This window comes from Alloprevotella rava (assembly GCF_014195585.1).
Classification (GTDB): Bacteria; Bacteroidota; Bacteroidia; order Bacteroidales; family Bacteroidaceae; genus Alloprevotella; species Alloprevotella rava.
On the sequence record NZ_JACICA010000003.1, the window covers coordinates 25384 to 46367 of the forward strand.

General features: G+C 48.6%; 13 protein-coding genes. 9 read left to right on the plus strand and 4 right to left on the minus strand.

Features of this window, described 5'->3' with window-relative positions; translation table 11 throughout:
- Positions 1–5: 5 nt before the first annotated feature.
- The 6 genes from FHS60_RS03650 (at position 6) to FHS60_RS03675 (ending at position 5329) form a co-directional block, all read left to right on the plus strand.
- Entirely contained in the window at positions 6–386 is a 381-nt protein-coding gene (locus FHS60_RS03650; protein ID WP_004365228.1) for a hypothetical protein, read from the plus strand.
- Positions 383–2443 carry a bifunctional DNA primase/helicase gene (locus tag FHS60_RS03655; protein WP_100019925.1) on the plus strand — a complete coding sequence of 687 codons (2061 nt, stop codon included), beginning with the start codon at positions 383–385 and terminating at the stop codon, positions 2441–2443. The genes FHS60_RS03650 and FHS60_RS03655 overlap by 4 nt, the downstream gene beginning before the upstream one ends.
- Complete coding sequence (locus FHS60_RS03660; RefSeq protein ID WP_004365230.1) at positions 2431–2739, plus strand: helix-turn-helix domain-containing protein; 309 nt, start codon at positions 2431–2433, stop codon at positions 2737–2739. The genes FHS60_RS03655 and FHS60_RS03660 overlap by 13 nt, the downstream gene beginning before the upstream one ends.
- A gap of 140 nt (positions 2740–2879) precedes the next feature.
- Complete coding sequence (locus FHS60_RS03665) at positions 2880–3881, plus strand: type IV toxin-antitoxin system AbiEi family antitoxin (RefSeq protein WP_004378812.1); 1002 nt, start codon at positions 2880–2882, stop codon at positions 3879–3881.
- Positions 3859–4713 (plus strand): nucleotidyl transferase AbiEii/AbiGii toxin family protein, encoded by an 855-nt coding sequence (locus FHS60_RS03670; protein ID WP_004378811.1) that lies wholly within the window; start codon positions 3859–3861, stop codon positions 4711–4713. The genes FHS60_RS03665 and FHS60_RS03670 overlap by 23 nt, the downstream gene beginning before the upstream one ends.
- Positions 4694–5329, plus strand: coding sequence for a PP2C family protein-serine/threonine phosphatase (locus FHS60_RS03675; RefSeq protein ID WP_081457123.1), 636 nt, complete (start codon positions 4694–4696; stop codon positions 5327–5329). Before FHS60_RS03670 ends, FHS60_RS03675 begins: the two co-directional genes overlap by 20 nt.
- An 86-nt stretch (positions 5330–5415) precedes the next feature.
- Here FHS60_RS03675 and FHS60_RS03680 read toward each other — a convergent pair whose 3' ends face one another.
- The 4 genes from FHS60_RS03680 to FHS60_RS03695 form a co-directional block, all read right to left on the minus strand.
- Entirely contained in the window at positions 5416–11736 is a 6321-nt protein-coding gene (locus FHS60_RS03680) for a helicase-related protein (RefSeq protein WP_183695200.1), read from the minus strand.
- Between the two features lie 93 nt (positions 11737–11829).
- Positions 11830–13920, minus strand: coding sequence for a type IA DNA topoisomerase (locus FHS60_RS03685; protein ID WP_183695203.1), 2091 nt, complete (start codon positions 13918–13920; stop codon positions 11830–11832).
- 21 nt (positions 13921–13941) lie between these two features.
- Positions 13942–15345: a DUF3945 domain-containing protein gene (locus tag FHS60_RS03690; protein ID WP_183695206.1), complete on the minus strand. Its 1404-nt coding sequence runs from the start codon at positions 15343–15345 to the stop codon at positions 13942–13944.
- 185 nt (positions 15346–15530) lie between these two features.
- Positions 15531–16559, minus strand: a complete 1029-nt coding sequence (locus FHS60_RS03695) for a helix-turn-helix transcriptional regulator (protein WP_183695209.1) — start codon at positions 16557–16559, stop codon at positions 15531–15533.
- 352 nt (positions 16560–16911) lie between these two features.
- Between FHS60_RS03695 and FHS60_RS03700 the strand changes: the two genes are divergently transcribed.
- From FHS60_RS03700 to FHS60_RS03710, 3 genes are all read left to right on the plus strand, one after another.
- Positions 16912–17175 (plus strand): hypothetical protein, encoded by a 264-nt coding sequence (locus tag FHS60_RS03700; RefSeq protein ID WP_183695730.1) that lies wholly within the window; start codon positions 16912–16914, stop codon positions 17173–17175.
- 60 nt (positions 17176–17235) lie between these two features.
- Positions 17236–17577: a hypothetical protein gene (locus tag FHS60_RS03705; RefSeq protein ID WP_183695212.1), complete on the plus strand. Its 342-nt coding sequence runs from the start codon at positions 17236–17238 to the stop codon at positions 17575–17577.
- 86 nt (positions 17578–17663) lie between these two features.
- Positions 17664–20915: a peptidase M26 gene (locus FHS60_RS03710; protein ID WP_221189638.1), complete on the plus strand. Its 3252-nt coding sequence runs from the start codon at positions 17664–17666 to the stop codon at positions 20913–20915.
- Positions 20916–20984 lie beyond the last annotated feature (69 nt).

Genomic DNA, 20984 nt, shown 5'->3' on the forward strand with positions numbered 1-20984 from the left:
GGCGGATGGAAATAATCGCAGTAGAAAGCCAAGCCTATCAGGAACTGATAGACAGGCTCAACCGAATAGAGCGGTATGTTGAGCGCACTTCTCATCTTATCCAAGATATAGATGACGAGCTGGAGATGACAACCAAAGATCTTATCGGGACTCTGAATGTTTCAGAGTCCACCCTTTATCGCTGGCGCAAGAAACAGTTGGTACGGTATCGCTACACGGAGGGTGGCGATGTACGCTACTTCTTCAAGTCTATCGTGATAGCCACGAAATGTAACCGACTCCGTGTCTCAGGCATGAGAAACGACGAGGTTCTTGGTCGGCTCAACCGTTTTAAGGACAATCTCATCATAAGTTCATGTCTTAATCCTAAAAACCGACAACTATGATAGAAAAGGAACAGATTCTTTTGCTTACACAGGGAGGTCTGAATGTGTTTTCCCATTTCCTCGGCTTTGAGGTAAACCTTCATCGCAACTTCCGAAGCCCCTTCTATGACGACAGACGGGCTTCCTGCCATATCTACTACGACAGGAAAACTTCTTCTTACAAATTCTATGATCATGGCGATACCACCTATTCAGGGGATTGCTTCTGGTTTGTGGCAACCCTCCGTAACTTGAACCTGAAAACAAGTTTTCCCGAAGTCTTGGAAACTATTGTACAAGAACTTGGATTGTATTCTTTATGTGATGGTGAAAAGCATAGCAACCATATCACGTTATCATATAAAAGAACTATCGTTCCCACTCCTAAGGCTGATATAACCAAGTGTACGGAAGAACGTCCATACAGTTTTGAGATACAGCCTTTTGACGATGGACTGATGAACTATTGGGCGCATTATGGTATCCATGAAGATACACTTCGGCTTTTTCGTGTACGGAGTCTTAAACGGTATGATAGCGTATCAGCCGAAGGTAAGAAGTTTGAGCTTCACAGTTCGCCGACAGAACCGATATTCGCCTATATTGGAAATGGCTATGTCAAGATATATCGCCCTCACAGTCCGAAAATCCGCTTTCTCTATGGCGGGCGGATGCCTATGACCTATTGTTTCGGCATGGAGCAGATTCCCACCAAAGGAGATATGCTCTTCATTACAGGTGGGGAAAAAGATGTGCTCTCGTTGTATGCGCACGGGTTCAATGCAATCTGCTTCAACAGTGAAACGGCACAAATACCGGAAAGCATCATAGAGAGCCTTCAACTTCGCTTTCGGCATATCATTCTCTTGTATGATGCAGATGAGACGGGTGTACGGGAAGCGCATAGACAAGCTGAACATTTGGCAGAATACAAGGTATTGAATCTTACACTCCCACTTAGTGGAACCAAGGCGGAAAAGGACATTTCTGATTTCTTTGCCTTAGGCAACGGGGCGAAGGAACTGAAAGAACTGCTTGCCAAGATGTTTACAGACCTATATAGCCAAACCATGATGATGCTTCGCTCCTGTGAGATTGACTACGACAATCCACCGGATATTTCCAAGACTGTGGTGGCTGTGAATGGTGTCCCTTTGGGAACGCAGGACAATCTGTTCTGCATTACCGGAGGTGAGGGTACGGGCAAGAGCAACTATGTAGGAGCCATCCTTGCCGGAGCTTTGGGGAATAAACGGCTGCCGATAGAGAAAACCTTGGGATTGGAGATTACCGCCAATCCCAAAGACTTGGCAGTCCTACATTATGACACAGAACAGTCCGAGGCTCAACTGCACAAGAATCTGGGCAAGACATTGCGCCGGGCTTCATTGACGGCAGTACCGAAGTTTTACCATTCACTCTACCTTGCCTCACTCTCTCGTAAGGACCGCTTGAAACTTATCCGTGAAAGTATGGACTTGTTCCATCACAAGCATGGTGGAATACACCTCGTTGTCATTGATGGTATTGCTGATCTGATACGTTCTGCGAACGATGAAACGGAAAGTATAGCCATTGTTGACGAACTTTACCGCTTGGCAGGGATATACAATACTTGTATTATCTGCGTATTGCACTTCGTGCCGAACGGCATCAAACTTCGGGGACATATCGGCTCGGAACTTCAACGTAAAGCAGCAGGCATTCTCTCTATTGAGAAAGATGACAATCCAGAGTATTCGGTGGTGAAGGCATTGAAAGTCCGTGACGGAAGTCCGTTGGACGTACCGATGATGCTTTTCGGCTGGGACAAGGAAGAAGACATGCACGTCTATCGTGGTGAGAAGTCCAAGGAGGACAAGGAAAAGCGCAAGACTGATGAGCTTATTGGCGTTGTCAAAGAAGCCTTCCGAAATTCTTTCAAGCTCACTTACCAAGAACTTTGTGAGGTTCTGATGCGAGAGATGGAAATCAAGGACAGGACCGCAAAGAAATATATTGCCTATATGAAAGAGCAGCGTATTTTGATACGAGATACAAGTGGGAATTATCAAAAAGGAGAATTATGCCATACTTAGATCAACAGCCAGAAGATACATGGCAGAAACGCCTGTTTGATAAACTGAAGAATATGGAAGACAAGCTCGACCGTCTGCTTGTCCTACGGGAACAAGAAGTAGATACGACCATTCACCCTCCATTGAAACCCGAATACTTGGATATCATAGATGTCTCCAAAATTTTGAAGGTGGAACAAAAGACCATTTACAACTGGGTTTGGGCTGGAAAAATTCCTTATCTTAAAGCCAATGGCAGATTACTTTTCCTTCGGAAAGAGATAGATGAAATGCTACGGAAACAAGGGAACTGGTAGGCACCCGTTCATTATTTAATGCTTGTTCAATTTTGTTGAACAAGCATTAAATAATGAACGAAAAAATTTGCAGTTTGATTTTTGTTCACTATCTTTGCAGTGTTCAATCCTATTGAACGACTATAAATATTGAACAAGATATGTACGGAATACAGATTATAGATCAGGCGGTTAGTGCGATAAGGAGACAGTGGGAGGATTCTCAAGATGTCATAATCGATGCGCTTCAGCCGGAAACGCCTTCGATGGAACAATACGTCAGAATTATGGGCATAGAGTTCCGATGCCTTGTTGAAAATGAGATAAATGGAACAAATATCCTGCGCATTGAAGAAAAATCAAAGAGCTGTATGGGGACTTACAAGGGACCTGTCATATTGGTTGCAAGATATGTACAGCCATCTGTCTATGGAACTTTGCGTAAAATGGAACTTAACTTTGCTGACACGGCAGGTAACTACAATATACAGTACACGAAGGGCAGGAAAGTGATATTCCACCTTTCTCACACAGGGGAGAAAGCCCCTGTGAATAACAACAAAAACTATCCTATATTCCAAGAAGCAGGCCTGAAGGTAATCTTTTATCTCTTGCAAGCTCCTGAGAATGTGGGCAAATCTTTTCGGGAAATCAAGGAGTATAGTGGAGTTTCGATAGGTACTGTCAAAAATGTGATTGATGAATTGGAAGTCCGTAAGTTTATTCTCGTAACTCAGAAGAAAAGAGTTCTGAAAAAACGTCGTCTTTTGCTCGATTTATGGTCGGAAAACTATCATCAGATATTAAAGCCCAAGTTGCTGTTGAAGCAGCTGGATTTTCGGACACCGGAACAAAAAGAAAAATGGGAAGAAATAGCATTGCCAAATGGTATGTTATGGGGTGGAGAGTGTGCATCTAATTTATTGAATGGTTACCTTACTCCGGAACTTTTTGAACTCTATACAGAGACATCTTTCTCCAATCTGATGAAGACTGGCGCAACACGGACTACCGAAGGAGTTATTTATGTATATCAGAAGTTTTGGAAAGGCGATGTAATGCCCTGCATTTTGATATATGCCGATTTAGTAAGTAGCGGAGACAGCCGTTGTATTGAAGCTGCAAATAAATTATTAAAAGATGAACTTTCAGATTTCGAGTAAGAAGATTGGCAACCCCCTGTTGGTTGAACTGCTAAGAAAAGTCAGTCATTGTTTTGCTGAGATTGGGCAGGATTTCTTTGTTATCGGGGCTACTGCGCGAGATATTTTAATTCGGCAGTTAGTAGGTATAAGTTCAGGGAGAAAGACGAGGGATTTAGACCTCGCCATAGCCATTCCCGATTGGGATGCATTCGAAGAGATTAAGCGGGCATTATTAGCACAAGGGTTTCAAAAAGACGGACAGATGTATCAACGGTTCTATGATGGCGACTACGAAATGGACATAGTACCATACGGAGATATAGAAAGAGAAGATGGATACATATACTGGCCTCCTGAGGAGGATATAGCTATGTCCGTTAAGGGGTTTGCTGATGTGCTGAGTGGTGCTATTACCGTAACGATTGACAATGAATTCGACATCAAGATAGCATCGTTGCATGGATTATTTGTATTGAAGTTCAATGCTTGGTTAGACAGGAATATCCAAACGAATAAAGATGCCGTAGATATGGCATTCATTCTGGAAAACTATTTCATTGCTAACTTGAATAGGAACTTGCATGCAGAAGTGTATGATTGGGAAGACTTTGATGAGATTGTTGTCGGAGCTTATTGGCTTGCTTATGACATTGTCGGATTTCTATCAAAAGAGCATCTTTTCCACTATGAGCAATGTCTGCGGAATGAGATAGAGAAAAGAGAAAATAGCAGGCTGATACAACAGGTTATAGATAGTAGCAGTGTTTTTTCTTATGAGAAACTGCTCCTCGCATTTCAAAAAATGATTGCCGTATTTGATAAAGTTTTGCATGGTGAAGATTCAGATTGAAAGCTTAAGTATTCCGGCTGGTAAAGAAAATGGAGATTACATTCTCCAACGAGAATTGCCTAATGGAGCAACACTCATTCTACTTGCAGATGGGATGAGTGGTTTGTCGTTGCCGGAAAGTGCTTCAAAAATTGTTTGCGAAGCTATCTCAGAATATTTTGTAAAAACCGATATAATTGATTGTACGGAACATATCCTCAGGAGCATCAAATATGCTGATGAGCGTTTGGCTGCTTTTTGCAAGGAGAAGAAATCCAAGATGGGTTCGGCTTTACTTCTTGTATATATCAGTGATGCTATGCTCTTCTACACATCTTTGGGAGATGTGCGCCTATACTATCGAGACAAACAAGGAGAAGTAACTCAACTAACAAACGATGATACCATTATGCAAGGAGCAGACACTTATCTGACAACTTGCATTGCGGGAAGAGGTTTTAGAAACCCCATTCAGGTTCAACGTTTGCCATTGAACATGGGTGATTCTCTGCTGCTTTGTAGTGATGGCTATTACAAAGTTCATGATATTCCCCATTGTTTTCATCATAAAGAGCAGACACCTCCAACATTGGTAGATGACGACAGCTCTGTTGTCAGAATAGAAATTATACAATGAATCTGTCAAATTCTCTGATACGGTTTCTCAAAAGCGTCAAACACTTTATTTCAAGTACTTGGCGCTTTTCGATACAATAAGACATTCTACATCTTCCACTTTGGTTTTGAGATAATAACTTTGCTCGTAATGTCATTGTTGTCGGATACATTCTGCTGACTATTGTTCTTGGGAGATGTGGGCAAAGGTATGTTGTCTGTGTTTTTTGAGAATGAATTCTTATAAGAACGGGGTTCTGATATATCATCTACTGATTTACTTTGCTGTATGGCACCATGCTGTGCCTCTTGCCCTATATCCTCTTTTTCCTCCTCCGGTGGAGCAAGGGTAAGTGCAATTCGCCTATCCAGTTCGGCTGCCTCGCCTTTGAGCGTGCGAAGCTCTTCTTCCTTTTTCCAAGAGCTGCCCGCAATGTTGGTGTAAACGTCTTTATTGGCTGCGACCTTTTCCATCTCCTTTTCGTGCGACTCTATTACCTTCGGGATACGCTCCAAGGCATTGATAAAGTTCTGGCAAGCAAGTTTCGGATCGGATGCCAGCTTACCGTTATTATAGGTATAGTAGATACTCTCCTGCCCCTTCACAAAGAAACGATTTACAGAGCAATCAAACAAGTCCTTGGAAGTGCTCTCCGTCTTAACCATAATAGAAAAGCCATAAATCTCACCGATTTTGTTGTATTCCCCCTTGGTGCGTGCTTTCTCGTCTATTTCCTGCAGACGTGCAGCAATGGCCTTGATATCGGTGCTGTCTTCCACACCTTTGATAGTCAGCTTATTGATAGGCACACCTTCCTCATCACGCTCCACACGCTTCTCAAAGAGAGCCAAGTCAGACTGTGCCTCCTTGACTTTGTCTGTATGGAAAGACACGGAACTCTCAATCTCTGCCAGCTTGCCCGTTGCGGCATCACGCTCACGGAGAAAGTTCTTGCGCTCTGATTCCAAGGTGGTAATCTTCTTATCCAATCTTGCTTTTTCCAAAAGGTCGGTATTGCCTGAAAGTACTGCTACATATTCTGAAAAGTTCATACCGCTGTCCTCGTCCATCGATCCCTCGTCAATGGTACGGCTCCCTAAAGTGTTCGTCTTTAACTGGTTGATGAAAAGCTGCTTGTTGTGCAGCAGGTTGAACTTGTAACTGTCCAACGAGCGTTCCACGGCATAAATAATCACATCGACCTTGTTGTCGGCAAACTCCTTGGCAACAAGATTACCTTTACGGATGGCACGCCCGTTACGCTGCTCTAAGTCCGATGGTCGCCACGGCGTGTCAAGTTGATGGACCGCTACTGCCCGCTGCTGGGCATTCACACCTGTGCCCAACATGGACGTAGAACCGAAGATAATGCGAATATCACCACGGTTCATCGCATCTACCATTGCCTTCTTTGCTTTCTCGTTCTTGCACTCCTGAATGAAGCGTATCTCATAAGATGGAATATGATAGTCTTCTACCAACTTTCTCTTGATTTCCGAATAGATATTGAAGTCTCCACCAGGCTTGTAAGTACCCAAGTCTGAGAAAACAAACTGCGTTCCTTTCTGTGCATCGTACTTTTGGTAATAGTCATTGAGCATTTTGGCACAGTGACTTGCCTTGTTGTCGATATGATCTGAGTAAGCATTTTCATCAATCATGCGTAAATCAAGGCTCATCTTGCGGGCGTAATCCGTTGCGATGAGCATTTTTGCCCTTTCCTCGCTCTCACTCAGAGGTGCTCGTCCCAAGAGAGTGGCATCGCCACTCTTGGCAAACTCCATCAACTTGCCGATAAAAACCTCCTGCTCGGGCGTGGGCGGTATGTTATGCAGTATCTCGTTCTTCTCGGGGCGGTCGATACCGATGTCCTTGGCTGTGCGAAAGTCGCAAATCTCCGCATAGAACGAGGCAAGCTCCGGCACTTTGATAAAGGTGCGGAACCGCTCTTTCTGAATGATATCGTTTGTGATGGAGAACTCATAGTCAGTAGATTTCTTGGCAAAGACTGCTGCCCAAGCATCAAAACTGTTGATACCCTGCTTTTCCAAAGCCTGCGGACGGAGATACTTGAACAGAAGATACAACTCTGTCAGGCTATTGGAAATAGTAGTTCCCGAAAGAAAAGTTGCCCCCAAGTCCTTACCGGAACGCTCCTGTATGGTGCGGATGGCAAAGAGCATATTTAAGGCACGCTGTGAACCGTCGGGATTGCCCAAGCCCGACACACGGTCGTGGCGTGTGTTGAACATCAGGTTCTTGAATTGGTGGCTTTCATCGACAAAGAGGTGGTCAATACCCATCATCTTGAAGTCCACGGTATCGTCTTTTCTCTCGGCGATGCTGTCCTGTATGTTCTGCAGCTTCGCTTCAAGCGTCTGCTTGCGCTTCTCCAATCCTTTGAGCATACCACGGGAGATGTCCGCTCCCTGCAGTCGCAGGACTTCAAGGTTCTCCTCCACGGAGTCCATCTCCTTCTGCAGGATAGCCTCCTGTATCTCCAATGCCTGCGGTATCATACCGAACTGTTCGTGCGTGAGTATGATGCAGTCCCAGTCGTTGTTCTTGATGTCGTTGAAAATGCGTTGACGGTTCTGCTTGCTGAAATCGTTCTTGCCCGGATATAGGATCCTTGCATTGGGATAAGCTTTCCTAAAGGTATCGGCAATGTCGAATACATTTGCTTTCAGCCCGATAATCATCGGTTTGTTTGCCAGTCCCAATCGCTTCATCTCGTAGGCAGCCGTACACATGATGAGCGTCTTGCCGGCACCCACCTCGTGGTCACATATACCGCCGCCATTGGTTTTGAGCATCCATACCGCATCCTTCTGACTTTTGTAGAGGTCAGCAATACCCAACCTTTTCAGGTCAAGGTCGGGAAACGTTTGGTGCGTACCGTCAAAGTTTGGTCGCACAAAACAGTTGAAAAGGCGGTTGTACCTGTCGGAGAGTTGTTGTTTGAAGGTATCGGGTGTGCGTCCGAGCCAATCGACAAAGCCCTGTCTGATTTCCTCAATCTTGGCATTCGCCATCTGGATGGCATGTCCGTCCCTGACTTTAATGGTCTTGGTCTCTCCCGTAACCTTGTCCGTCACTTCCTTGCTCTTGTTGATGTCGGGAATGGTATTGTGCAGGGCATGCTTCAGGAGATTGATACCGTCATAACGGCGGAACTCACCCTGTACGGCATACTTGTGCCAGATATTGGCATTTTTATGGTCACATACAATGCTGTACTCGTCCATGTTGGAATGGTAAGATACGCTAATATCCGTCCCGAAAAACTCCGAGGCGAACCTGCCATAGACCTTTGAGGGTATCCAGCGTTCACCGAGATTGAAGTCAAGGTCTACAAATGGAATGGGTGTTGGCGTGGCTGCACGTAGGGCAGCAAGGCTCTGCTTAGCCTCTTCGTGGTCGGGATGGTCCAAGAGCCACGATTCGATACGTTCCGCCTTTTCTATTACATTGCCCGAAATGAACTTGTCCGCAACCTCGTAGGCATTCTCTTCGGGATTGAAATAGATGCGACCTTCCAAGGAAGAAATGATGTCGCTTTCCTCCATATCAGGTAAAAGCGAACTCATGTAGTCAGGTTCCACCGTGCCGTACTTGTTGAGCGATGCACCCAATGCCTCCATCGGGTCTGCGGCAATGGTCAGTTCGGTGGTGGCAAATGCCGTCGGATGGTCGAAAATGTCCGCCTTGATATATTTGCCGTTTTCAGAACGTTCCAAGAACAGCATTTCCACGCCTGTAGCATCCATCTTGATGATGTCGGTGTTCGTCTTCTGATTGAAGTAGCCCCAGCGTGCAACATAGTCATTATACAGGTGATTGAGTCTGCTGCGGTCTTCCCTGTCTTCTGCATGGTTCTCTGCCTCGTAGTCATAGAGACGATGATAGCACTCCCGTATCTCGATATAGGCTTTGAGGCGGGAAAGCTGCGCATACGGCAAGTCCATCGGGTTAAAGGTCGGATGTCGCTTTAAGTCAGAAAGAAACCCTATCTGCCCTTTCTGCACGACAATGGAGCCGTCTCTCAGGTGAGAGTCCGGCGAAGAGAGAAAAGGGCGCGGTGAAGCGTCAAACTCCTTTCTGACTTCCGCTATCGGCTGCGGCTTGCGCTCCTCGGCTTCGTTCATAAAGTCGAAAAGTGACGGCTCACGTGGGGAGGAAGAAGCTGCTTTCCTGCTACTACGGGTACGCCATTGAGGAGAGGTCGCTGCCTTTTGCATTTTGAACTCCGATGGTTTCTGGGGAGCAGTTTGTGTTATAGGACGGCGTGCCTGTGAAGTTCCTGAATTATTCTTGATTTCATGGTTCATACGGGTAACTTCTCTTGTCCAAAGGCTGTATTCCTCCGGGGCAAAAAGTGACAGCTGCTCCGGTTGTCCGATGTCTTCTATGTTATTGTCCACCACCGGATGATGATCGTCGTCAAAGAATATCGTCTGCCCGTTCATCTCTCTCGGAGCTTCAATATCCGTACGGATTTCTTGTGGTTCCTGCTCGTATTGATGATGAAGTGTCAAGGCGGGTACGCCTTCGGGAGCAGGTTCAACAGTTATGGAAGGCTGTTCTGATACTAATTGTTGTGGGGCAGACTCTGATGATGACGGCTGTAATGGGATTGTCTCTCCGCTATGAACGGTATTTTCCATTATCTGCGTATCGTTCTCAGAAGCAATGGTTACAGTTTCCTTAACCTTATTTTCTGTTTCTGTCTTTGTTGCCAATTCTTCCTTGATTTCCTCTGCCACCACTTCTTCTTTGGTATATTGTCCCCTGACGATTTCTTCCAACTCTGCAATTTCGTGCAGTTTCTTAGGAGAGAAGTACAGGTCACGTTCAATCCCCAGTCCTCTTACCTTCACGCCTTCCATCTCATCGAGGGACATATTGCCAAGTTCCCAGCCGTAACCCATCGTGACAGCACCGAAACCAATGCGGCTCTTAGGATCATATTCCAGAAGATAGGCTGTGTATGCTCCCATAGGGAAGAAATAGCGTGCATAGGCAACCTTATCGCCAATGAGTTCCTTTTCCGTGCTGTAAAGTTTTGGCAACTGTTTCCTAATACTGTCGGGCATAAGGTTATAGGCATCGTTTATACCCTTGTCTTCAGTCTTTGTCTTCTCTGTTTCTTCTTCCCGAATTATGGTAATACCCAACTTGCGAAGCTGTTTCTCCGCTTCTGCCTCTCGCTCTGCCTCTGTCATCGGTATACCGGTCTCATATAGCTTACGGTCGATACGTTGTCCCATTTCAAGGGAGAGTTGTGTTCGGAGACTTTCTGCCATTTCCTCAATCCCTCCTGAGAACCGATACTCCCATGCAGGTCTTCCATAAGGATCTGTACCCATTATGCGCTCTGTGGCAACGGTGCGATGAGAAACGTCCTTCCAATCTCCTACAAAAAGTGAGTTATGCTTGAAGACGACAGAAGAGCCTTCTTCCTTGGGAACAGAAACGGTTTCTACGAACTGCTGCTCAATGCCCTTGCTGATTTCTTTACCAGTCTGCTTCTGCAGGACGATGAGGTCACTGCCCACGTCCGTTCCTGCATTGTCTGAAAACATACCCGATGGCAGTCGGAGAGCGGAGATAAGGCGGCTGTTCTGCATGAGATAACGACGTATGGCTTCATTGCGAGGACTGTCCAAAACACCCTGTGAAGTGATGAATGCCAAAATTCCACCTTCCTTGATGCAGTCCAGACCTTTCACGAAGAAGTAATTGTGAATGGCACGTGTGGACTCACGTTTAAGAGTGTCCTTGCCTTTGCTGTATTCTCGGTCATAGACCATAAAATCACCGAAAGGAATATTACTTGTAATAAGGTCGTATTTGTCTTTGTCTTCCAGCTCTCCAATGGCTTCAAAAGGCTCGTTGTGAACGAAAATGTTACCTTTGCCATAAGGGTGCAGGGCTTGGCTGATGCGGGCAGTGAGTAGGTCCTTTTCCATTGCATCTACAACTCCCGCTTGCCTTGCAAAGGTCTCAGCAAATGCTCCCATGCCAGCCGAAGGATCCAAACATCGACGTATGGGTACATTTACAGAAGTGAGAGCATCGGCAATGGCGGTGACAATACGGGTATCAGTATAGAAGGAGGTCAGTACGCTTGCCTTGATGCTCTCCCAATACCGCTTGGCGGTGTTGGCATCTACGGCTTCTCGATAAATCATCTGCTTGAGCTGTTGGGTAGGTTCAAAGAGATTCTGCTCTGACTTGCTCCAATAGCGTATATCATCGGGATTGTCTGTGCGGTTGAGTACACATTTCAAGCCACCGAAACCCTGATAGTTCCGCAAGATACTTTTCTCAGCTTCGGTGGCTTCGCGGCGTTCTTTCTCCAGGCGCAAGACCACACGGATAGCTTCCGTGTTGGCTTGCAGGACTTCTTTCTTATTGTATGCCATAGTGTTTTCTTTTAATAAAGTGGAGGTAAAAAGGTCGGCAGGTAGTACTTGTATCTCCCGATCTATATCTGTTCCTCTCTGTTTCTGTCGGGATTATCTCCCTCGTTGTTTTCCTTTCTTATTTTCAAATACAAAGGATGTGGTATATTCTTCATTCAGCACCAGACGGGCGTTGAACTTCTTACCGGCCTTGCTGGTCAAGCCATTGAGGACGGGTGTTCGTCCTGTGGTTATCAAGTCCCGGATATTGTCCTCTGTAAGCAGCGTGCCACAGATCTCACGGAAGACGTGGAAGTCGCAACCCTCGTTCCGACATTTTGCTACCTTAGCATAAATACCCACACTCTGCTGTCCGCACTTGGGACAGCGGTAGGTGGGATAGGACTTTTGTACCTGTGGGGAAAGGGCAAGGAGCTCTTCGCAGATGGTGCCAACGTATGAGTTAATGCCTTTCGCAAACTTCTCTGCCGGCATCTGACCTGCCTCGATAGCGGCAAGAGCCAGTTCCCAGCTACCTGTCATCTCCGCATTGGCAATCTTCTTGTCCTTGACAATCTCATAGACTGCCAGGCCTTTCTCTGTCGGGATGATGGATTTCCTGTCCCTGCGGATATAATCACGGAGGATGAGCGTTTCGATGATATTGGCTCTTGTAGCAGGTGTGCCAATACCGCATTCCGCCATTGCCTTCTTGCTTTCTGCATCCTCCACTTCCTTGCCTGCGTTCTCCATAGCGGAGAGCAGGGTGGCTTCGGTATAGAGCGGTTTCGACTTGGTCTTGTGTTCGGTAATCTCGGCATTGAGAAGTGGTAGGAGTTCACCCTCTGTTAAATTGGGCAATGTGGCAAGTAACTCTTCCTCGTCATCTGATTTGACTTCTTTCTGCACGGCTTTCCAGCCCAAGGAGATTTGTCGGCATGCTTTCCAAGTAAAGGTGTTGGTGCCGTCCGTGAACAGCACCTGCATACGTTCTTCCTCGGAGTCAGGCGAAAAGGCTTCGATAAAACGGGTTACCACCATATTATATAGGATTGCTTCATCCGCCAATAAGCCGGAAGGTGTTTCTCCCGTGGGGATAATAGCGTGGTGGTCGGTTATCTTAGCGTTGTCCACCGAGTGGCGGTTAAGCGGATTGGATAGGGGCTTACCTATCTTGTGGAGCAGGGCGGGTACTTCCTCAAAGACATCCTCGCTGATGTATCGGCTGCCTGTACGGGGATAGGTCGTGATTTTCTTCTCATAGAGGCTCTGAGCAATTGAGAGGGTCTTGTCTGCTGAAAAGCCGTGGCGTCTGTTGGCTTCCTTCTGCAAGGCAGTAAGGTCGTACAAGAGTGGTGGCGATGTATGCGTTACCTTTATTCGCCCATGCTCATCAACCCGTCTTGTGACCGATTCAACTTTAAGCCGGCTCTGACTGCGAAGCGTAGCGAGGGCAGTCTGTGCCGATGCTTCACTCTCATAGTCGGTAATGCCAATGGCTTTCAGCGACACGCCCTCTTTCTCCATCAGGGCGGAGAGTTTCCAATAAGGCACGGAAGAAAAATCACGGTTCTCTATGTACCGACGGCAGACCATAGTGAGGGTTGGAGTCTGTACCCGTCCCAACGAATAGCCTCCCCTGCGGGCAATGGAAAGGGCACGGCTCGCATTGATTCCCACGAGCCAGTCGGCTTCGCTTCTTGCCTTGGCGGAATAATAGAGACTGTCGTAATGGTTCCCTGACTTGAGATTTGCCATGCCCTCACGGATAGCTTTGTCCGTGAGCGAGGAAATCCAAAGGCGGTAGAAAGGCTTTCGGCAACCTAGATGTGCATAAATCCATCTGAATATCAGTTCACCCTCCCTGCCTGCATCGGTGGCGACGATGATGCGGTCTGCCTTATCAAAACAGGATCGTATCACCTTGAGCTGTTTTAGTGCTGCTGGATCAGATATATACTCCTTGTCCTTACGTACTTGTCGTACCACTAACTGAAAAGGATTGGGACGGATGGGCAGCTCCTCAGCTTTATAGGCAGAAAAACCGTAGGTTTCGGGCATGGCAAGGGCGATGAGGTGTCCCATTGCCCAAGTAACGAGATACCCGTTACCCTCCATATATCCGTCCTGTCTGCTGTTTGCTCCGACAATGCGGGCAATGTCTCTGGCTACCGAGGGTTTCTCGGCAATAATACAAGTTGTCATAGTCGATAATAGAATTAAGGGTTACATCTTACGTCCACGGGACTTCTTTTGTTTGTTTTCGTCCTGCTTTTGCTTCTGCTCGACAGTAGGCTGTGTCTGTCCCGTCTTCAAGGGCTCTTTCACATTCTTGGTAGCTTCATTCGTCTTGCCGTGGTTATTGACAGCTACCTGCGTTTTGTGTTCTTCGGCTACGGCAACCACCTTTTCCTTGCCGGTTTCCTGCTTCTTGTCAGGATTCCACTTGTAAAAACGTGGGCGGTTCTGCTCCTTGTCCATGCGGACATAGGCGTTGAATGATTGTCCCTGTTTGTCCACCATATTCTTTAGATATAGTGTACGACCGCTATCCAAGGCTTCACGCTGTTTATCTGACAGCTCCAAGCCGCAGAGCTTATGTGGTACGCCTTGCTGCTGTGTCTGCTGCTGCCGTTCCTTAAATCCACGGTTGCTGTCAAAGATAAACTCAATGCCTTTCTTCTCGGCATTGACCTGAAGCGTGGCGTTGAAAGACTTGCCGCTCTTGGCGGTCATGCCTTCCACCTTCACAGCTTTGCCTTCCACAAGATCTTTGTACTGGGCATCAGAGAGCGTTACGCCCTTGATCTCCTTAGGGATGTTCACACGGTCGGCACGCAGGGCGATGATTTCATTCGTTTGCGGGTCAATAGAAACGTATGCAGAGAAAGGTTCGGCGTTCTTGGGTGTTACCTCGATGGTCTTGCCCAGATTACCCGTAGTGAGGAGTTGCTCCTTTTCTTCGGGAGAGAACTTGTAGCCCATATAGGGAAAGTCAAGCTGTGGCTCTTTTCTCAGAGGATGAATAGCCAAACCGATATTGCCGTTATCGTCCGTACGGAACGCAAGGCGTGCTTCAGTGTAGATGGTGGTGTCGCCGATAGGAACAGCAATTGTAATGAGATTGCTCTTCTGCCAATTGAGCATCTTTTCCAATTCTCCACTCTGCTCCAATCGTTCACGGGAAAGACCGAGATTGCCGAGCATCTTCCAATCCACCTTTTCAGGATCGATAGTGGTGGCATTCTTCTGCTGGGGCAGATAGTCCCCAAAGGGAATGCTCATCTCTGCTAGTTGCTGTTTGCTTTCGGGCTTTTCACGGCTTTGCAGCATGGTGCGCAGGTTGTCCACGCCTTGCTCCACATTGTCTGCCACGACCTTGTACAACCCGAAATGAGTCGGGTTATTGAACTGTTTGAGGAAGTTGGTCATGAAGTTCTTCAGAAGTCCGTCCTTGTTGTTGAACTTCAAGAACGCTGCCTGATTGGCAGCGGTAGCCTCTGTGGTCTTGAGGTTTCCCTTGTCGTCAATACCCGATACAACAGAAAGTTTGCCCGCTTCCTGCTCGTTCTTCACTTCCGTGCGGTCTTCCAAGACCAGCACATAGTTGTCATTGCTGTTTGATTCCATTGCTTGATAATTTTAATGATGAATACTGTTATCAAGCAGCTAAATTATAGGTATATGAAGAGATTGGAAAACTTTTGGGAAAAGCGGGAAATACAGGGAAAAAACAAGAAGCCATCATCCGAATCTGTATGGAAAGCGGATAATGGCATGTTATAAATAAATATGAACGTTTCCGGTAGAGGAACTTATTTATTTATTTCCTCCTTTTTCGAATATTCTTTTTCTATCAATAAATTGATGAGAAATTTCTGCAAGTCTTGGTCAGTAGGTACATTGAGTTTCTTGCGGATGTGGTTACGCGTCACGTCGACGTTGTTTTCGGTTTTGTCGAGTAGTAGGCCGATTTCGCTCCGCTTCTTTCCCGCGAGAATGAGGCGGCACACATCCGTTTCTGATTTAGTCAGACAGGGAAAGTGGTGCCCCAGATCGCAGTCATCCATCAAGTGTTTTTTCAGATGCAGGCGCACGGCGTTGACGAGGTTCCGTTGCGATGTCGGCTTGAGCATGGAAAACAGGCGGTCGGTGTCCTCGGGTGAGGGGTGGTCGTTTCCGCTCATGCGCAGATATGCTTCTATTTCCCGTCTGTTCAGCCTGACGGCGTGCATCAGTGCCGTCTCACGATGGTGCAGGTCGGTATTCTCTTTCGACACGCTCATCACATTGTGTCGCAGCAGTTCGCCCAGCGCACAGAGGAAAAACTGCACGAAGAAAAAGAAACCGAACAGGCACCAAAGAGAAGGCTCATCAAGATAGGCAGACACACAACCATAGCCAATCACACTGATGGCGGAGACGATAAAGGGAGTAAACCGGACAAAACTTATCACAAGGAAAAAGACTGCCAGCAACGACGCTATCTGATTGACGAGGATGAGCTGCAGAAAATGGTCGGGGCGCACCGTAGCGAAATAAAAGAAGCGCACGGCGATGGTACACTGTGCCACGAGCGCCACGAGTGAAAAAGCCTTGGAAAGCGTCAGCCGCCGCGTGAGGTAGAGCGACAGCGAAAGGAGGCACATCGCCAGATGGATGCCGCTCATCGTCTGGGGCAACGCTTCCTGCGAACCTCCAAGCCCCATGAACTGCAAGGAGATGACGGTAACAACGAGTACAGAGTGGAGCAAATACACGATGACGCGGTGCCGCTCAATGGTGTTTGTAGTGCGCGACCGTAGGAATGCCGATACCTTTTCTGTGAGAAAATGAATGATCATTGTTACCGTTTTTACTTTTTATAACGACTGCAAAGATACGTTTTTATTTTCTCTTTACCAAGCTTTTATTAAGTGTTTTTAGGGGGTGATTAAGGTTTTTAGGGGGCGGAAATACCTTTAAAATGCTCTTTTCTGTCATAATCCTTAAAATAACAATTCTCTTTATGTTATTTTTGCATCATCTTTTGCTGCTCTCGCAAAGATTTTTCTTGTGGAATTGCTCAGAAGAGCACCATTAGGCATGCGAAATTCAGCAGAAAGGAATGCGAAATGAGAAAATGAGAAAGTAGAAATATATTTAATTCATAATTAGCAAAAAGAGTTATTCATAAAGAAAATGAGATTATGGCAAATGAAAAACAACTGTTGGGTATATATTTTAAGAAATGAAAGCGGAGAATTCATCATCGGCTTTTCACTCGATATGGATAAAAAGTTCACCGAAATCTCCACGCGAAAGGAAAAGCTGTCTTATCTCCGTCCGTTTGAAGAACCGTTTGACGGCTTGGCGCATAAGCATCTTTTGGATTCCCTTTCCAAAGATACGATCAACCATCTTGTACGACGTAATCGGGAACAGACAGAAATATACAAGGAAGTCTTCCGGAAAACGTAGTAACTACGCCACGCCCCCGATAACCAAAAGAATATTTATTTTTTTAATTTCAAATTCAATATGAAACAACAAAACATCATTCAGAGGCTCAGCCTCTTCTTGCTTGCCCTCGTGCTGACGATGCCGACGTGGGCGCAGGGCGGCTCCGGAAACGAGAGCGAGACCATTACGATTGCCTCGAAAGAAGACTGGAAAGCGTTTTGCAATCGGGTGAACAGCGGACAGACCACCCTCAACGCCAAGCTGACAAAGGACGTGGACCTCGGCGAGGAGATCGTGATGGCAGGAACAAAAGACCTCTATTCCCCTGGCTATATAACTATTTCTATTACACCGGCACGTTCGACGGACAGGGACATACGCTCTCGTTCAACTGGGATGCCGGCTCCAGAAACGATATAGCCCCCTTCAAGTATGTGAAGGACGCCACGATCAAGAACCTGCGCACCCAAGGGAAGATCACGACGAAGGGTGACTACTTGTCCGGAATGGTTTATGCAGCCTTTGGCACCACCACCCTCACGGGCTGCATCAGCGACGTGGACATCACGGGGGGCAGTGGTTCGGATGCATCCAGAGCCGCGGGCATGGTTCAAGTTGTAACCAGCGGTGCCTCGGTTCAAATCACCGACTGCCTCGTCAAAGGCAGCATCACCGACAATGCGGATGAAAGCGAGAGAATGATGGCCGGCTTTGTCCTTTCTAATAATGGCACCTACACGCTGACTCGCTGCCTCTACGTCGGCAAGAACAACGCCCCCAACGACAGCTACACCTTCGGCACGGAACACGGCATCAGCGCCACCTTCACCGACTGCTACTACCTCAACACCTGCGGCAAAGCGCAGGGCAAGCAGGTAACCGCCGAGCAGCTCAAGAGCGGCGAGGTGACAAAGAAGTTGCAAGGCGACCGCACCGAAAACGTCTGGGGACAGACCCTCGGCACGGACAACGAGCCGCTGCCCACCACCGACGCCACGAAACGGGTGTACGAGGTAAAGTTCGTCTACAACGGCGAGGTGAAGGCAACGCGCTATGCCACCAACGGGCAGAGCATCCACGGCGGTCTGCCCACCTTTACCGCAAAAGACCTCTTAGGCACGGGCTACAACCCTCATCATTATTATGCCATCGCCTTTGAGGGCGGCTTCAACGGCTCAACCACCGTCAACACCGACCGGACCGTGGCAGTAACCTTCAACAAAAAAGACTACTACGAAATCGCGTCGAAGGCTGACTGGAAGGCGTTCTGCGACATCGTAGGCAGCGGACAGAACACCGTTGATGCCAAGATGACCAAGGACGTCGACCTCGGCGAGGACATCGCGAAGGTGGGAACTTCCAATAGTCCTTATGGCGGCACGTTCGACGGGCAGAACCACGTGCTCACCGTCAACTGGGATGCCGGCTCGACCAACGACGTCGCCCCCTTCGGGAGAGTGAAGGGCGCCACCATCAAGAACCTGCGCACCGAAGGAACCATCCGGTCGAACGGTTACTACCTGTCAGGATTGATCGACGAAGCGACTGGCGAAAACACCGTTACGGGCTGCGTGAGCAATGTGAACCTCACGACCAGCTACGACAAATCCTCATGCGACGCGGCGGGCCTGATTTGCTATATATACTCCAGTGGCCGCGTTACCATCAGCGACTGCCTCGTCAAGGGCTCGATCAACGCCACGACCGACAAGGGCAAGAAAGGCATGGGCGGCTTCGTATTTATCCAGCACGGCAGCTGCATCATGAACAACTGCCTCTACGCCGGCACGAACAACGCCAGCGGAGGCTACACCTTTGCCTCGGACTCTGACGACAAGGCTACCCTCACCCTCAACAACTGCCACTACCTCAACGCCTGCGGCAAGCTGCAGGGCGAACAGGCAACCAAGGCGCAGCTCAAGAACGGCTATGTGGCTCATAAGTTGCAGGGCACGCGCGAGGAAACCGTGTGGGGACAGGTGCTCGGAACGGACACCATTCCGCAACTCACCGCCGAGGCTGCAAAACAGGTGTACGAGGTGAAGTTCACCCTCAACGGCAAGGTGAAGGCCATGCGTTACGCCAACCGCGGCGGGCACGTCAGCCTGCCCACCGTGCAGGAGCTGCTCGGCGCTGACTACGCTCCCAACATTACCTACGCGCTCAGCTTTGAGGGCGACTTCTCGGCGTCCTCTACCGTTACCGGCGATACCACCGTGGTGGCAAACGTGGTCTTCAAAGACATCAGCATCGCCACGAAAGAAGACTGGAAGAAGTTCGGCGACCTCGTATTGTCCGGGGAGGGAAAACTCAACGCCAAGCTCACCGCCGACCTTAACCTCGGCACGGAGATCCTGAAAATAGGCAGCGAGAACACCGGCTATTCCGGCACCTTCGACGGACAGGGGCACACCATCACGATCGATTGGAACGTTTACGGCAGTGAGACCTACGTCGCGCTGTTCCCCTCTGTAACAAATGCCACCATCAAGAACCTGCGCGTAACGGGGCAGATGACGTCCGACAGCGAGCCTTTGGGCGTATTTGCTTTGAATGCGGATGGCAACACCACTTTCTCGGGCTGCGTCAGCGATGTGAAAATCACTAACGGCAACACGAACAGCTCCAACTGCGCCGCAGGAATGGTACTCTCGGCATACAGCGAAGGCAAAATCACCTTCAAAGACTGCATCGTGTCCGGCGATCTCAATGGCACCACCGACAACAGCAGGCAGGGCATGGGCGGTTTCGTATGTGGCCAATACGACGACGCCACCTGCACCTTCAACAACTGCCTCTACACCGGCACGAACAATTCCAAAGGCGGCTACACCTTCGCCCCGAACCCCACGCTCAACAACTGCTACTACCTCAACCCTTTCGCCAACACGCAGGGCGAGCGGATAACCGAGAAGCAGCTCGAGAGCGGCGAAGTGGCCTATAAGCTACAGGGCGACCGCACCGACAGCTGCCACTGGGCACAGGTGCTGGGCGAGTGGCCGGGCCTTTACCGCGAGACCGACAAGGCGAAGCCGAACTATGTGTATTATAACAAGGAGAACAACGGCTGGACGTGCGACGACTTCCGCCTCACCGACGGACAGTCGCTGCCCATCGGGCTCGACTTCACCGCCACGAAGGCTACCTACGACCGCACCCTCGCCGCCGGCAAGGCCACGCTCTGCCTGCCCTACGAGCTGCCCGTGCAGGGCTTCAAGGCCTACACCCTTGCCGACAGACAGGAAAGCCGCACCGCGGTGCACTTCAAGGAGGTAAACGGCACGCTCGGAGCCTACAGGCCCTACCTGCTCGTGGCCGACGGCACGCCACAGCTCGGCGGAGAGAACCTGCAGGTGAAGGCCGACCTTAGCAGCATCGTCCTATCTGCCGGCAACTACTACTTCAAGGGTGCGGTGCATGACGTGGTGAACTGGTGGCTCACTTCCGATCACGCCTACATCCTGCAGGCCGACGGCCTGTTCCACAAGGTAACGTCCGACAACCCCTCCGTCACGGTGCCTGCCTACCGCGCCTACATCAGCTACAACAGCCATGAGGGTGCCAAGCGGCTCTCCATCGTCTTCGACGGCGAGACCACCGGCATCTACGGCACGACAGACGGTGCGACCGACGGGAAGAACGGTCCGGTATATGACCTGCAAGGCCGCCGCGTGGCCGACCGCCTCGACGACAGCGTGCGCCGACAGATTCCCGCCGGTGTGTATATTGTCAACGGTCGAAAGGTGGTAGTGAAATAAAAAAAGAAGTCTCTCTTCATCGGGGGTGCGGCACGCCGCAGGGGCGTGATTCATCACGTTCCGAATCCC

Excerpts from the sequence above, each read along its gene's own strand:
- FHS60_RS03650 (WP_004365228.1), top strand. The coding sequence starts at position 6 with ATGGAAATAATCGCAGTAGAAAGCCAAGCCTATCAGGAACTGATAGAC.
- FHS60_RS03655 (WP_100019925.1), top strand. The coding sequence starts at position 383 with ATGATAGAAAAGGAACAGATTCTTTTGCTTACACAGGGAGGTCTGAAT.
- FHS60_RS03660 (WP_004365230.1), top strand. The coding sequence starts at position 2,431 with ATGCCATACTTAGATCAACAGCCAGAAGATACATGGCAGAAACGCCTG.
- FHS60_RS03665 (WP_004378812.1), top strand. The coding sequence starts at position 2,880 with ATGTACGGAATACAGATTATAGATCAGGCGGTTAGTGCGATAAGGAGA.
- FHS60_RS03670 (WP_004378811.1), top strand. The coding sequence starts at position 3,859 with ATGAACTTTCAGATTTCGAGTAAGAAGATTGGCAACCCCCTGTTGGTT.
- FHS60_RS03675 (WP_081457123.1), top strand. The coding sequence starts at position 4,694 with ATGGTGAAGATTCAGATTGAAAGCTTAAGTATTCCGGCTGGTAAAGAA.
- FHS60_RS03680 (WP_183695200.1), bottom strand. The coding sequence starts at position 11,736 with ATGGCATACAATAAGAAAGAAGTCCTGCAAGCCAACACGGAAGCTATC.
- FHS60_RS03685 (WP_183695203.1), bottom strand. The coding sequence starts at position 13,920 with ATGACAACTTGTATTATTGCCGAGAAACCCTCGGTAGCCAGAGACATT.
- FHS60_RS03690 (WP_183695206.1), bottom strand. The coding sequence starts at position 15,345 with ATGGAATCAAACAGCAATGACAACTATGTGCTGGTCTTGGAAGACCGC.
- FHS60_RS03695 (WP_183695209.1), bottom strand. The coding sequence starts at position 16,559 with ATGATCATTCATTTTCTCACAGAAAAGGTATCGGCATTCCTACGGTCG.
- FHS60_RS03700 (WP_183695730.1), top strand. The coding sequence starts at position 16,912 with ATGAAAAACAACTGTTGGGTATATATTTTAAGAAATGAAAGCGGAGAA.
- FHS60_RS03705 (WP_183695212.1), top strand. The coding sequence starts at position 17,236 with ATGAAACAACAAAACATCATTCAGAGGCTCAGCCTCTTCTTGCTTGCC.
- FHS60_RS03710 (WP_221189638.1), top strand. The coding sequence starts at position 17,664 with ATGGTTTATGCAGCCTTTGGCACCACCACCCTCACGGGCTGCATCAGC.